Annotated in this window: 9 protein-coding genes; 1 reads left to right on the top strand and 8 read right to left on the bottom strand. The window is 50.8% G+C overall.

Annotation, left to right across the window (positions count from 1 at the left end):
• On the bottom strand, positions 1 to 1,284 hold the full coding sequence (egtB, locus tag ACJJIT_RS08515; protein WP_444900644.1) for an ergothioneine biosynthesis protein EgtB: 1,284 nt from the start codon (positions 1,282 to 1,284) through the stop codon (positions 1 to 3).
• A 188-nt stretch (positions 1,285 to 1,472) separates the two neighbouring features.
• Complete coding sequence (locus tag ACJJIT_RS08510; protein ID WP_444900643.1) at positions 1,473 to 4,019, bottom strand: TonB-dependent receptor; 2,547 nt, start codon at positions 4,017 to 4,019, stop codon at positions 1,473 to 1,475.
• Positions 4,020 to 4,313: 294 nt separating this feature from the next.
• Between ACJJIT_RS08510 and ACJJIT_RS08505 the strand changes: the two genes are divergently transcribed.
• Positions 4,314 to 6,671: a penicillin acylase family protein gene (locus ACJJIT_RS08505; RefSeq protein WP_444900642.1), complete on the top strand. Its 2,358-nt coding sequence runs from the start codon at positions 4,314 to 4,316 to the stop codon at positions 6,669 to 6,671.
• A 488-nt stretch (positions 6,672 to 7,159) separates the two neighbouring features.
• Here ACJJIT_RS08505 and cysG read toward each other — a convergent pair whose 3' ends face one another.
• From cysG to ACJJIT_RS08475, 6 genes are all read right to left on the bottom strand, one after another.
• Positions 7,160 to 8,551: a siroheme synthase CysG gene (gene cysG / locus ACJJIT_RS08500; RefSeq protein ID WP_444900641.1), complete on the bottom strand. Its 1,392-nt coding sequence runs from the start codon at positions 8,549 to 8,551 to the stop codon at positions 7,160 to 7,162.
• A gap of 90 nt (positions 8,552 to 8,641) precedes the next feature.
• On the bottom strand, positions 8,642 to 9,925 hold the full coding sequence (gene serS, locus ACJJIT_RS08495; RefSeq protein ID WP_444900640.1) for a serine--tRNA ligase: 1,284 nt from the start codon (positions 9,923 to 9,925) through the stop codon (positions 8,642 to 8,644).
• Between the two features lie 55 nt (positions 9,926 to 9,980).
• Entirely contained in the window at positions 9,981 to 10,355 is a 375-nt protein-coding gene (gene crcB / locus ACJJIT_RS08490) for a fluoride efflux transporter CrcB (protein WP_444900639.1), read from the bottom strand.
• Positions 10,356 to 10,374: 19 nt separating this feature from the next.
• The gene (locus tag ACJJIT_RS08485) at positions 10,375 to 11,718 is read right to left on the bottom strand and encodes a replication-associated recombination protein A (RefSeq protein WP_444900638.1); all 1,344 of its coding nucleotides are present in this window, start codon (positions 11,716 to 11,718) and stop codon (positions 10,375 to 10,377) included.
• Positions 11,711 to 12,322, bottom strand: coding sequence for an outer membrane lipoprotein chaperone LolA (gene lolA, locus ACJJIT_RS08480; RefSeq protein ID WP_444900637.1), 612 nt, complete (start codon positions 12,320 to 12,322; stop codon positions 11,711 to 11,713). The genes ACJJIT_RS08485 and lolA overlap by 8 nt, the downstream gene beginning before the upstream one ends.
• An 88-nt stretch (positions 12,323 to 12,410) precedes the next feature.
• Complete coding sequence (locus tag ACJJIT_RS08475; RefSeq protein ID WP_435583613.1) at positions 12,411 to 14,753, bottom strand: DNA translocase FtsK; 2,343 nt, start codon at positions 14,751 to 14,753, stop codon at positions 12,411 to 12,413.
• Positions 14,754 to 14,812: the final 59 nt, after the last annotated feature.

Below are 14,812 nucleotides of genomic sequence, written 5' to 3'. Positions count from 1 at the left end.
TTAGTCTCCTGCCAATCGGACACCGGTAAATTGCCACGCTTGATGTGGATAAAAGAAATTCCTGTAACTGATTCTGATATGATCAGACGGGGTTGCGAAGGATCCTCCGCGCAAGACCTTCTGGTTACACATGAATTTGCCGTTGTACTCGCCAACTGCATCCTTGTGGGCCTTGAAACCGTGGTATGGCAAATAAGCACTAGAAGTCCATTCCCACAAATCCCCCAAGAACTGGGTATGGCCATTTTGAGCCGCCAAGGGCTTCAGATAACGTTTTTCCAACAAGTTGGCACTGGCAAGCTGATTTACTTGTCGCAAGTGACAAGCCGCTGCCTCCCACTCAAATTCTGTTGGCAGTCTTTTGCCGGCCCAGGTGGCAAAGGCATCCGCCTCATAAAACGAAAGGTGATGCACAGGTTCAAAACCATTCAGCGGTTGTAACCCATGTAACGTATATTGCTGCCAACCGTCTTTCGTTTCACGCCAATACAAAGGATGTTTCTGATCGTTCTTTTGCACCAGTGACCAACCATCCGACAACCACAGGCGATGCTGTTGATAGCCTCCATCCTCAATAAACTCCAGATATTCAGCGTTACTGACTAAACGTGAAGCAATTGAAAAGTCGGGCAGAAACTGTTGGTGTACAGGCCCTTCATTATCAAAAAAGAAATCCTCCCCATCACTACCGATACCATAGAATCCGCCGGGTATTTCCAGCCAGCAAAGTGCAGCAACACTCTCAGCTTCTTCTTCTTGAGTATTATCACAATAAGCAGGTGCCATTGGGTTCATCGATAGAGCATGCTTGATATCAGTCAGCAGTAATTCCTGGTGTTGCTGCTCATGATTGAGGCCAAGATCCAGCAAAGCACTAATGGTTGAAGTAATGGGGGCTATATCTAACAGCTGTTCTATTGCCGTATCTACAAACTGGCGATAAGCGTAGATGCGCTCAATTCCAGGCCTGGAGATTACCCCCCTTTGCGGTCTGGAGTATGGGGTACCCAAACTGTTGTAGTAGGAATTAAAAAGATGGTGAAAATGCGGGTCAAAGAGCTGGTAATTGGGGAGGTAAGGAGCGAGTAAGAATGTTTCAAAAAACCAGCTGGTGTGCGCCAGGTGCCACTTGGTTGGGCTCGCATCCGGCATCGACTGTAGCTGCATATCCTCGACAGATAAAGGTGCAGCAAGACACTCTGTCTCCCCCCGCACCTTTTGATAAGCTAAAAGAACCCGCTGCTGTAACTCTTCCAGAGATACTTCACCTGCAAATATTGTCATATCAATTATCAACTACGATAGAATTCAGTTCTATTGAAATCATCATACGCAGTTTTAGGCGTATTCCTAAGAGCTTGCAGAACTACACGACCTAATCCACGCCACTTTATTCAATTAAGAAAAACTCATGCAAAAAAAAGGGCCGGATAACCGGCCCACACTCTCATCATGCTGACATGAATAATGAATTAAAATCGTGCAGTAAAATCTGCGCCATACATTCTCGGCATAAAACGCCATGCCGGGCTCGCCCCGATCGCAGCACCAGTGCCACCATAACCCCCAGCGATTTCCTCATCGGTTAAGTTCTGCACCCAAAGGGCTACTGAATAGTTATCCGATGCGCTATTCCAAGCAGCACGTAGATTAAATAACTGATAATCATCCACGATGCGGGTTCTATCGGTGATGGAGCCGATGCGCTCATCCGTCCAGTTATAATCTCCACGGAATACAAACTCTCCACCTGAAGCTAAATCCACTGTGTACTCCGCCATCAGGTTGAGCTTACTTTCGGGAGTGGAAACCCTGGCCTGACCAACCTTGGAGTCTTCCTCTGTTTCACCAATAGCCGTAATAATTTGGTAGTCTGTGAATTCAGTGTCCAAGTATGAATAATTACCGGCAATGAACAGACTATCGGTAGCGGCCCACTGCACTTCTATCTCGGCACCGGTCCCCTCAGCGTCGGCATTTCTCAGGTTGTAGCTGGGGATTGGGTAACCGACCAGATCCAATTCCTGAAGGTTTTTATACTCATAGGTGTATACAGACGCATTTAGACGCACGCGGTTATCAAACAGGCTACTCTTAAGCCCCACTTCCAAATTGACGACATCTTCCTGATCAAATGAGGATTCCACACCTGGACCAAAGTTAAGGCTGTTAAATCCGCCGGCCTTAAAACCATCCGCCAAGGAGATAAAGGTCATCATCTCATCAGTCCAGCGATAGTCGAGCACGATGCGGCCGGAAATATCACTCCAGCTATCACTCAGCTTGGAATTTAACTCTGTTTGACCATTGTTATAAAAGGCGATGCCAAAAAGCTGTGAGCCCAGATCAACTGTTGGTAGTGTAATGCTGCCGACTTTATTGCCATTTTCATCTAGGAGATCCACGTCTCCGCCAGACAATGACAGCGGGATACTGTTGCCATAGGCGGTTTGGATAGTGAAATCTTTCTTATCATAGGTGTAGCGGGCACCGACCGTCAGATCCATTTTGTCGGTGATACTCCAGGTCATATCACCATAGAGCGCTGTAGAGCGGTAATCACCAGTATTGCGCACACTCTCATTCCAAGGGGCATCAGAAGCTATCCAGGGCTGGAAGCCTGCCATCATCTGCTCTACAACCTGATCCGCCCTGAGCATACTGCCACTTACCGGCGCTCCTAGCGCATGAAGTAACGCATCCACCTGGCCACTTTGCAACATCAAGTCATAGACAAAAGTCGCACTGGCAACGCCTTCCAGCCCCATCGACTGCAATAACTGCCGATTCATAACCGCCAGGTCTTCCTGCTCTGTTTGGGTCAATTCTGGAAAACTCTCTTTGATACCTTCGTAAACGGCAAAAGATTCAACAGAACCGGTAGTGAAATAAGCGTAAGTTGTGTGGTCCAGCTCCTCTTGGGAGTATGAGGCTCCCAGAGTCCATTTAATCGAGTCGGTAGCACCGTTGAGGCGGAATTCCTGCGAGAACTGGCTTTGGTCATCTGTATTCGCAGACCCAAACATATGGTCAGGATTGGCTGTGCCATCCTCGTCCTGCTGCAGGTGCGCATCAAACTTTCGATAAGCCGTGATCGAGGTAAGGGTAAAGTTATCGAACTCTTTGCTAACGGTCAGGGAAGTGCCGAAAGAATCTCGATCTTCAATGGTTGGTGTATCCAGAGCGTAGTCCCCGAATACATCGGTTCCCTCTTTTAGGCTGGGCACAATAGTTGTGCGCAACGCACTACCCTGATCCATTACGCCATAGTCTGCCCGCCACAGCACCTCAATATCTTCCGCAGGCTCCCACAAAACAGATGCCCGGTAGGTCTGGGTATCCTGATCACCTACTGAAAAACCACCCGCCAAATTATCCGCAAAGGTGTCTCGGCGGTTAGTGGATGCGGAGAAACGAGTGGAAAGCGTATCGGTTAGCTGGCGATTGAGAAGCAGATCGGAGGACTGGCGGCCATAATTACCAGCGGTGAGATTTAGCTCGACGGTATTATCTGCCTGGGGCTTGGTGGTAATAATATGAATGGCCCCACCCGTAGCATTACGCCCAAAAAGCGTACCTTGTGGGCCTTTCAGAACCTCCACTCTTTCTATATCCGTCAGGGGAATTTCAGCGCCCGCACCGCGACCGGTGTAGACACCGTCCACATAAACAGCAACGGCCGGATCGGACCCCACGGTCCAATCGTTGGTTTGAATACCGCGGATACTGTATGTTGGCTGCAAAGCGGTATCATTGTGCATCTCGACACCAGGCGTATACCGGCCCAGATCCGTGAGATTTTTGACACCCGACTCTTTTATATTTTCCCCGGTAAATGCGGAAATCGCGATCGGCACTTCCTGCAGGTTTTCCGCGCGCTTTTGTGCCGTAACTACAACTTCTTCAATTTCTGCAGCTTGAACATTAGCGCTCACAGCTGTAAAGAAGGCAATAGCGCCGGAGAGGATAGAGAGGTTAAATTGACGGTTTTTTACGGTGCTACCAACATCGTGCATCATCGCGTCCTCGCATTTATTGTTATACAGCGTGATGTATTGGTTTTTTATTTTTGTTATTCCACGCCATCTTACGGTCGCCTTTTTGGATTTAAAACCCCGACATGACCTTTTTCTTATGACTGGTCAGTTTTGTGAAGGATTGCGCGAAAAGACAGGTTAATCGGCGAAAATAGCTATCTATTATCGTCACGAAAAGTTACTAAGGTGTGTTCTCTAGTAACTTATATATTTACGGATTCTATAAGGTCCGATTTTACCAACGTCCATTTCATTAACCGCTATACGGGAAAAACTATGGTGCGTTCGTCTTATTTAAAAAGTCGTGTATTGCCCTTACTCGTTGTAATTTCGGCACTCATCGCAATTGCTCTTCTCGCAGTCTGGGGTTGGTGGCGACAAAGCCTGCCATCACTCGAAGGAAGTATTGTCACAGGGCAACTACTAGAACCCGCATTAATTCACCGGGATAAGCAGGGTGTAGTAATCATTCAATCCGATGACCGCAATAGCAGCGCTTTTGCCCTGGGCTTTTTACATGCCCAGGAGCGCTTTTTCCAGATGGACCTGTTGCGCCGAAGCTCCGCCGGTGAGCTGTCTGAATTGGTAGGACCTGCCGCACTAAAAAAAGATAAAAAGGTCCGTAGACACCAGTTTCGCAAGCGGGCAGAGAGGAATATTGCGGCAATGCCTGAAGACCAGCGCCAACTTCTCAACCACTATGTTCAAGGGGTAAATTTTGGCCTGCAGTATCTGAACGCTAAACCCTGGGAGTATTTGCTTCTGGGGCAAGAGCCCAGGCCATGGAACGCAGCAGACAGCCTGCTGGCAACCTTTAGCATGTACTTAACATTGCAAAGTGAAGAGGGCAAGTTTGAGCGGCGCGATACCGCCTTAGCGGATCTGTTACCCCAAGATCTCTATGCTTTCTTCTTTCCCGCCGGGGGCATTTGGGATGCCCCTCTAATTGGCGAAGCGGAATCTCTCGATAGTATTCCAGAAACGCCTATTTCCTCATTACTGGATAAAAACGATCCCATTGCCTATCAAGCCATGCAGAGTGATGACAAAGTTTACGGCAGTAACAATTGGGTTGTTGGGGGAGCTTTAACAGAACATGGTAGTGCCATACTCGCAAATGACATGCACCTGGGGCTGGCCGTACCCAATATCTGGTTTCGCGCCGGCTGGAATATTCCTGGAACTGAAAGAAGTATCCGCGGTGTGACCCTGCCTGGAGGCCCAATTGTGGTGGCAGGCAGCAACGGTACCGTTGCCTGGGGCTTTACCAATACCGGAGCCGATTGGGGTGATCTTATTCCTTTGGAATTAAACTCTGATGCCACCCAGTATCTGACTCCAGACGGCTGGCGAGATCTCGTTATCGAACAGGAAACCATAAAAGTAAAAGGTGCCAAAGATGAAACCATAGCAGTAGAAAAAACCGTCTGGGGACCTGTTATCGGTAAAGACCATCGGGGAACCCCCCTCGCCTACCGCTGGGTTGCCCACGATATTTCCGGTGGCAATATGAACTTGCTGCAGATGGAATCTATTACCTCCGCCAGCGAGGCATTAGACCTGGGCCCAGACATCGGTATTCCTCACCAGAATTTTGTTGTAGGCGATAAAGAAGGCGATATTGGCTGGACAATCGCTGGACCCATTCCCAAGCGTATTGGCTTTGATGGCAGCCGTTCAGTAAGTTGGGCCGGTGGGACTATTTACTGGGACGGATATCTTACTAAGGAGGAACAGCCGCGAATTTACAACCCTGACAACCACCGCCTTTGGAGTGCTAATGCCCGTACCCTGAGCGGTGACTGGCTTAAGATCATGGGCGACCATGGCTATGCTCTCGGTGCCCGCCAGCAGCAGATTCGTGACAACCTACTTGCCCGCCAACAATTTGATGAGCAAGCACTATTAGATATACAGCTGGATGATCGCGCTATTTTTCTTCAGCGATGGCAGCAACACCTCTCAGAACTTCTACATGACCGGGAAGGCTATGACGAAGCCTACAAACTCGTTCGAGATTGGGGCGGACGCGCCAGCGCTGACTCGGCTGGATACCGAATTGTGCGCAACTATCGCTTAAAGTTTATGGAGCTTAGTACCGCCCCTATTCTTACATTTATGCGAAAAACCCAACCGAACTTTTCCTTCGGTCAATTAAAACGCCAATTTGAGTATCCGATCTGGACTCTTGCTCAAGAAGAACCTCAACATTTACTTAACCCCGACTTTGAATCCTGGACAGCCCTGAAGCTATCTGCACTTAACCAAGTACTGGATAAGATGTCGACGGGCGGGCTCCCGCTATTAGAGCAAACCTGGGGTGAACAAAACACGGCTTCCATTCGACACCCATTGGCAAGAGCAGTCTCGGCCATAGATTGGTTTACCGCCATGCCCAAGGACCAATTGTCAGGAGACACCCACATGCCCCGCTTCCAATCACCAACCCATGGTGCCTCCGAGCGAATGGTTATTTCACCTGGGCGCGAAGAGCAGGGTATTTTTCATATGGCTACAGGGCAAAGCAGTCACCCGTTATCCCCGTTTTTTGACAAAGGCCATGAAGATTGGGTCGAGGGAAACCCCTCCCCTTTTATTGAGGGGGAGAGCCGCTATCAGCTCAGGCTGCAATAACTGCCGTAACTTTACTGAAAATACTGATAAAAAAGTTATTCAGGCCTATCCCCACCCACACTCGCTGCGGCACAAGCCTGTGCCGCTGATGCTCATGACAGGATTTTTAGATTAACCATTGGAAACAGATATCAGGCAGTCTCATCCAGAATAGCGAATGACAGGAAGGTGGTAAAAAAAGCTAGGCCAACCACTAAAGGTAAAAGTGGAAAGCACAGCATAATCAGAGAAACCCCTATCCATAGCCAGCGTACCAACGCCTTCTTTTGGCGATATTGGTACCTATAGCGGCGGGAGTCGTGACTTAATAGGCCAATTTGTGGAAACTCGGGCTGTTGCGGAAGAAAGAATCGCACAAAATTAGTGCAATAAAAGCAAATTATCGTCAGCAGCATGACACAAATACCTGACGGAAAGACCTTCTCAGTATAGGTCTTACCTAGGTAGTTTCAGGCCTGCACAATAGTAATTAGCCAGCCAAAGCCCATTTAGCGCTCGCTGGATTGGTACCAGCTGAGTTTTTTATGCAACCCCACCACACCACCAATAATGGTGAGCGTAGGCGCTCGTACAGCCTTTTCTTGGGCAAGAGCGGGAAGCGTATTGAGATCACCGATGATCACCCTTTGTGCCTTTGTAGTGCCTTTTTCAATCAGCGCCGCCGGCGTGGCTATCGGTAGGCCATGCTGAACCAGCTCTGTACATATTGTTTCCAGGCCCGTTAATCCCATATAAAAAACCAGGGTTTGGCTACCGGAAGCCAGCTCTTTCCACGGCAGGTCGAGACTACCTTCTTTTAGATGGCCCGTAATAAAACGTACCGACTGCGCATGATCTCGATGAGTCAGCGGAATCCCCGCATAGCTGGCACATCCCGCTGCAGCGGTTATTCCCGGTACCACCTGAAAAGGAATTGAGGCGTCGGCCAGTTTGTCGATCTCTTCTCCACCACGCCCAAAAATAAAGGGATCACCACCTTTCAGGCGCAGAACTTTCTTTCCCTGCCTGGCCAGATCAACCAGTAACTGGTTGATATCATCCTGGGGTACGGCATGAAATGCCTTTTTTTTACCGACATAAATACGCTCGGCATCTCTTCGGACCAAATCCATAACTTCTGGAGAAACCAGGCGGTCGTACAGCACCACATCCGCTTGCTGCATTAGTCGCAACGCGCGGAAAGTTAATAAATCTGGATCCCCGGGGCCACCCCCAACCAAATAAACTTCTCCAAGTGGGTTGGGACTCCCCTGCCAGTCTTGCAATGCGCCCAAGAATTCCCTCTCTGCATCCGCCAGCTGACCCGCTTCCACCCGACGGGCAACAGTCCCAGCAAAGACCCATTCCCAAAAATTCTTACGCCGCGCCTCCGGCAATGCCTGCTTCACCTGTGAGCGCATACGCGAAGCGAAATCAACCAGTGATGCGAGCCCAGGGGAAAGCAATGCCTCAAGCTGGGCGCGAATGCGGCGGGCGAGAACTGGGGCCACACCACCACTACTGATCCCGATGGATAGATCGCCACGTTCGACAATTGCAGGGAAAGTAAAAGTGCACAATTCCGGGGCATCCACTACATTTACCGGCAAGCGGCGCCTCTGCGCATCCCTGGATACACAGCCATTGACCTCAGAACTGCTCGTTGCCGCAATCACCAAATCGGCCAGATCCAAATGCTCAACAGAATATGTTACCCGATGCCACTCTCCATCAGAGTCAACCACAATCCGGTGTAATTCTTCCGTGATATCCGGGGATACCACCAGAATCCGAGCCCCCGCCTTTTGCAGCAAGCGGGCCTTTCGTGTAGCAATGGAGCCTCCGCCAACGATTAAGCTGGGGCGATTTTTTACATCGAATGCAAGAGGGAGATAACGCACTGATTAATCCATCAAACAAGCAGTCGGGTAGTATTTTACCCAGAAAAGAAAAAAGGCGAACATAACGTTCGCCCTTTTAAGTCACTGCGCTCAGGCAGCGGAGATTACTTCCTGACCACGCATATAGGGGCGCAGCGCTTCAGGGACCTCGATACTGCCATCCTCGCGTTGGTAGTTTTCCAACACTGCAATCAAGGTCCGCCCTACTGCCAAGCCGGAGCCATTCAGTGTGTGTAACAATTCCGGTTTGCCGGTTTCCGGGTTGCGCCAACGCGCCTTCATACGGCGAGCCTGGAAGTCACCCACCAGGGAGCAGGAAGAGATTTCGCGGTACTTGTCCTGAGAGGGAATCCAGACTTCGATATCGTAAGTCTTACGCGCAGCGAAACCAATATCACCACCACACAACACTACAGTGCGGTAAGGTAGGTTCAGCTTTTGCAGGATCGCCTCAGCATTTTTGGTAAGGGTCTCCAGCGCTTCCTCGGACTGGTCCGGGCGCGCCGCCCACACCAATTCCACTTTTTCAAACTGGTGCTGGCGAATCATGCCGCGAGTGTCGCGGCCGTGTGAACCGGCCTCAGAACGGAAGCAGGTTGTATGCGCGACCAGCTTGTGCGGCAAAGAATTACTGTCCTCGACAATATGATCGCGATACATATTAGTAAGAGGCACTTCTGCTGTCGGAATCAGATAGAAGCCACGCTCATCGGTCAGCTTAAACAGATCCTCCTCGAACTTTGGCAGCTGCGAGGTTCCATACAGAGAGTCACCATTGACGATCACCGGTACGTTAGTTTCTTTATAACCATGCTCCTCAATGTGCGTATCGAGCATGAATTGGGCGAGAGCACGGTGTAAACGCGCTACTTCACCGGACATCACAGCAAAGCGCGATCCAGTAAGTTTTACCGCCATCTCAAAATCGAGACCGCCGAGCTGGGAGCCGAGATCTACATGGTCTTTGATCTCAAAATCGAAGCTACGGGGCTGACCCCAGCGACGCACTTCCACATTGTCATCTTCGCTCTCGCCTTCGGGCACCGAAGCATCCGGCAGGTTGGGAATTGCGGACAGAATCGCATCCAACTCTTCCTGCAACTCAGACAGCGCCTGCTTGGCATTTTGTAACTCGCCCCCGAGGGACTCGACTTCTTTGAGCAGCGGAGCAATATCTTCTCCGGAGGCCTTAGCTCGCCCGATATTTTTCGACTTGCTATTGCGCTCGTTTTGCAAACTCTCGGTGCGCACCTGCAGCTCTTTACGGCGCTCCTCGAGGGCTTCCAGTTTGGCAGTATCCAGTTCCACACCGCGTTTTTTCAGGGCCGCGGCCACTTGGTCCATATCCGTGCGAATCAGTTTGGGATCGAGCATCGTTTCCAGTTCGCCTGTAATCAGGCTCCTACAACAGAATTAAAATAAATATTGGTTAAAAATAACGCGTCGCTAAGGCGACTGCGGCTCCCGTGGCCGCCAGACAGCAAATGAGACTGCTGACAATATAGCCAAGGGCCATCAAAGGTTGGCCATTGTGCCACAGTATCAAGCTCTCTAGGGAGAAAGTGGAAAAGGTGGTCAGTGCACCGAACATTCCTGTCATGATTAGCAGGCGCCACTCCTCTCCGAGCATTGCTCTATGAGTGATCAAAATGTAGGCGATGCCAATCAAAAATGATCCAAGCACATTCACGATCAATGTACCCAGCGGGAACTTCCCACTGAATACCGGATAGCTCCAGACGCTTATCTGGTGACGAAGTATTGCCCCCAAGGCACCACCTATGGCGATGGCCAGCCACTGCATGGTCTTTTACCTTAAATCCTTACGGTTTCTTCTTATAGCGTTGCTGGTCACTCTCGCTGTTAAGCCGGCGCAACACTTGCAACTTTTCAGAAATTTTTAACTCCAGCCCACGGGGAACCGGCTGGTAATACTCTCTGTCCGCAATTTCTTCAGGGAAGTAGTTTTCCCCGGCTGCGAAAGCATCTGGCTCGTCGTGGGCATAGCGGTACTCGGCCCCATGCGACAAACTTTTCGCCAACTTCGTGGGGGCATTGCGCAAATGCACCGGCACCTCGTAGCTGGGATCACGGCGCACATCGGCCACTGCGCGTTTATAAGCACTGTAAACCGCGTTACTTTTCGCTGCGACTGCAAGATAAGTAATTGCCTGCGCAATAGCCAGCTCTCCCTCCGGGCTACCAAGACGCTCCTGGACATCCCAGGCATCCAGAGCCAACTGCAACGCACGTGGATCGGCATTACCAATGTCTTCACTGGCCATACGCACTACCCGGCGGGCGACATACAAAGGATCGCATCCGCCATCAAGCATGCGCACAAACCAGTAGAGTGCAGCATCGGGATCTGAGCCCCGCACAGATTTATGCATGGCAGAAATCTGGTCGTAAAAATAATCACCGCCCTTGTCGAATCGGCGCACATCGGCGCTGAGTACTTCGCTGAGCACGTCTTCATCGACCACAAGCCTACCACCCTCTTCCCTGGCCAGGTCGCAGGCGACTTCGAGCAAGTTCAAGGCGCTGCGTGCATCCCCATCGGCCGCGCGGGCAATTTTAGCCAAAACTTCTTTTGGGATATAAACATTGCGCTCGCGCAATTGATCATCCGTTTGCTGAGCATACCCAAGCAGCCCGATTAGATCTTCTTCGGGAATACTGCGCAGTAGATACACACGGCAGCGGGATAGGAGGGCGTTGTTCAGCTCAAAAGCCGGGTTTTCGGTTGTAGCACCAACAAAAGTCACCGTGCCCTCTTCTACATAGGGTAAGAAGGCATCCTGCTGCGCCTTATTAAAACGATGTACTTCGTCGACAAAAAGAATGGTATTGCGGCCTGACTGCATGCGCTGTTGCTCGGCCTCTGCCACTGCCAGCCGAATATCCTTCACCCCCGCCAACACCGCTGAAAGGGTAGCAAAGCGCGCATCACACTCCTCAGCTAACAGCCGGGCAAATGTGGTTTTGCCGACTCCTGGTGGTCCCCACAGGATCATTGAGTGCAGCTGGCCGCGCTCAACCGCTTCCCGCAACGGCTTTCCCTTTCCCAATAAATGCGATTGGCCCACATAGTGGGCCAGAGAATTAGGCCGCATTCTTGCGGCCAGCGGCTGATGCCGTTGCGGGGTTTGAAACAGGTCACTCATCTTTGATTATGTCTGTACCAGCGGGCGGCTTGAAATTAAAGATGGACTCGGAAAGTTTCGGGTTTGCTTTCATATTGTTGAAAACAATCTCCGTTGTCTGCCCCATGCTATCGCGCACTTTCATAGCAGACGGCAGACCATTTTTAGCAAAGCGGATTTCCATAGACTTGAATGGCGCCTTTGGATTTTTTGGCGTCAGCTGATAAATACCATCTTTCATAGCCACATCGAATGATTTGCGAATATCCTCAACCTTACCGCCGAGTAGTAAAGCAGGGGTCTCTTTCATACGCTCATCCACCGGGCGTATAGTGACTTGCTCAAGATCCGGATCATAGAGCCAAAGGGTTTTATTATTCGTTACCAATAACTGGGCGTATGGCTCGCCGGTTTTCCAGCGCAACTTGCCTGGCCGCTGTACTGAAAAACTACCATTGCTTTTTTGCGATACCTTACCGCGCTCATCAATCAGCGTTTGCTTAAAGTTTCCTGAAAGGGAAGACAACGGTTGCAGGAGTTTGCCGAGTTCTTCTGTAGCATCGGCCCAGACTGCACTGCTCGCAACGGTCAATACCAGCAGGAAGTTGCGCAGAATATTCTTCATCATTGATTTCCAGTATGTTGATTTCCCTAAAGGTTAGTCAGCGGGAAGTGAACCGCAGCTTAACTTTGGATGGCGCCACCCCTCCCTTTTAGGCTGGTGGCGGAGCCAGTACCTCACGGTTGCCATTATGCCCCGCCGGTGAAACAACTCCGGCAGCCTCCATGGCATCGATAATTCGCGCGGCGCGATTGTAGCCGATGCGAAGCTGGCGCTGTACTGAAGAGATGGACGCTTTTCGCGATTTGGTGACAAAGGCAACCGCTTCATCGTAAAGAGCATCAGCCTCAGGGTCATCTTCATCACCGCCCTCGGACTGCAGGCCAGGCACTGGAATACTGTTGTTGCTGTCATCAACAATGCCGTCGATATATTCGGGCTCTCCGCGCCGCGTCCAGTCCGCAACGACTTTATGTACCTCATGATCGTCAACAAAAGCGCCATGAACCCGCACTGGCACCCCACTGCCCGGAGGGAGGTAGAGCATATCGCCGTGACCGAGCAGCTGTTCGGCACCGCCCTGGTCTAGGATTGTGCGGGAATCCACCTTGGAAGAAACCTGGAAACCGATACGGGTAGGCACATTGGCCTTGATCAATCCGGTAATCACATCCACTGAGGGTCGTTGAGTAGCTAACAGCAAATGAATCCCCGCAGCACGGGCTTTCTGTGCGATACGGGCAATCAGCTGCTCCACCTTCTTGCCAACGATCATCATCATGTCGGCAAACTCATCAATAACAACCACGATTGCGGGCAGTGCCTTAAGTGCAGGAGCGGTTTGCTCTTCAGCCGGTACGCTGGAAGCAGGATCCGGTTCCCACAGTGGATCTAAAATCGGCTCACCAGCTTCCTCTGCCTCTTTTATCTTGCGATTAAAGCCCGCTAGATTGCGCACTCCCATCGCCGCCATCAATTTATAACGACGCTCCATCTCGCCCACACACCAACGCAAGCCGTTGGCCGCATCGTTCATATCGGTGATCACCGGAGTGAGCAAGTGGGGAATACCCTCGTACACCGATAGCTCCAACATCTTCGGATCCACCAAGATCAGGCGAACCTCATCCGGAGTAGACTTGTACAAAAGGCTGAGCAACATCACATTGATGCCCACAGACTTACCAGATCCAGTGGTACCGGCAACCAGGAGGTGGGGCATCTTGGCGAGATCGGCCACTACCGGTTGGCCGGAAATATCGTGCCCAAGTGCCAATGTCAGGGGTGATTTGGCATTCTCATAGACATCGGCGGACAGCACTTCACTAAGACGTACCATTTGTCGATTTTCATTGGGAATTTCAATACCCACCACCGATTTCCCCGGGATCACCTCCACTACGCGGACACTGATTACCGCCAAAGATCGGGCCAAATCTTTGGCCAAGTTTGAAATCTTACTCACCTTTACACCCGGCGCCGGTTGGATCTCAAAACGGGTTACCACAGGGCCGGGCAATACCGATACAACTTCGGCTACCACACCAAAATCTTTAAGCTTCAGCTCCAATAAGCGCGACAGGGCTTCGAGGGATTCCCGGGAAAAGCCCGGTTTCTTATTTTGATCGGAAGGATCAAGCAAGCCTAAAGGTGGCAATGTTCCTGTAACAGGCCCGCCCTTGAATAATTCGCCTTGCTTTTCTTTAGCCGCACGGGGGCTCTGCTTGGGCTTTACTGGAGCCGCTTCAATCTTGGGGGGAATTCGCTTGGCGGTGCGCTGCTTTTCTTCTTCCACTGCGGCTTTGCGCACGACTATGGCTTCCCGCGCCACGCGCTGTTCTGTGCGCTTCAGGCGCCATTGCTTGTAATAACTGCTCAACCAGGCGATAAGCCCTAACACATTACGACCAATGGACTCAGCCAACTTGAGCCAGGAAAGGCCAGTGAATACCGTCACACCAATGGCAAAAATCGCCAACAATAAAATAGTCCCACCAACATAACCAAGACTTCCCTGAAGAGAACTAGATAGCGCGTCTCCAATGATTCCGCCGTTGGTGAAAGGCAGAGGATCGTCAGCGGGAGAAAAACATAGTGTCGCCAAAGCGGCACCACTAATTAACAGAAGGAACAGACCAAAGACTCTCAGCGCAAACAGGGGAGCATGGAAACGTGCATTGCGGTCGCGTAAGATTTTATAAGCACGCAAGCCAATCAACAGGGGAAACAGATAGGCCATCCAACCCAATAGAGAAAGGCAGACATCGGCGAGCCAGGCGCCTGCAGGACCAATGGCATTGTGAATTTTTCCTACCTGCCCGGTATGGGACCAACCTGGATCTTGGGAATCGTAACTGAGCAGGCTGATAGCCATTAATAGTGCCCCTGCCAGCAGGCAGATTAATGCTCCCTCACGGACCAAACGGGCGACGAGTGAATCCGGCAATGCACCGCTCTTTTCAGAATTTTCTCCGGTTGCGCTTTCGGCCTTCAATGGCTTACCTCAATATTCTTTGTTGTTGCTTTCTGGTACTTGTAACAAACGGAAATCGC

This window comes from Microbulbifer mixtoriginis (SeqCode), from assembly GCF_052467515.1.
Note: the sequence above shows the minus strand (reverse complement) of the source record. Positions and strands in the feature narration are given on the sequence as shown.

Coding starts and splice junctions, on each gene's coding strand:
- ACJJIT_RS08510 (WP_444900643.1), bottom strand. CDS start 4,019: ATGATGCACGATGTTGGTAGCACCGTAAAAAACCGTCAATTTAACCTC.
- lolA (WP_444900637.1), bottom strand. CDS start 12,322: ATGAAGAATATTCTGCGCAACTTCCTGCTGGTATTGACCGTTGCGAGC.
- ACJJIT_RS08485 (WP_444900638.1), bottom strand. CDS start 11,718: ATGAGTGACCTGTTTCAAACCCCGCAACGGCATCAGCCGCTGGCCGCA.
- ACJJIT_RS08505 (WP_444900642.1), top strand. CDS start 4,314: ATGGTGCGTTCGTCTTATTTAAAAAGTCGTGTATTGCCCTTACTCGTT.
- serS (WP_444900640.1), bottom strand. CDS start 9,925: ATGCTCGATCCCAAACTGATTCGCACGGATATGGACCAAGTGGCCGCG.
- egtB (WP_444900644.1), bottom strand. CDS start 1,284: ATGACAATATTTGCAGGTGAAGTATCTCTGGAAGAGTTACAGCAGCGG.
- crcB (WP_444900639.1), bottom strand. CDS start 10,355: ATGCAGTGGCTGGCCATCGCCATAGGTGGTGCCTTGGGGGCAATACTT.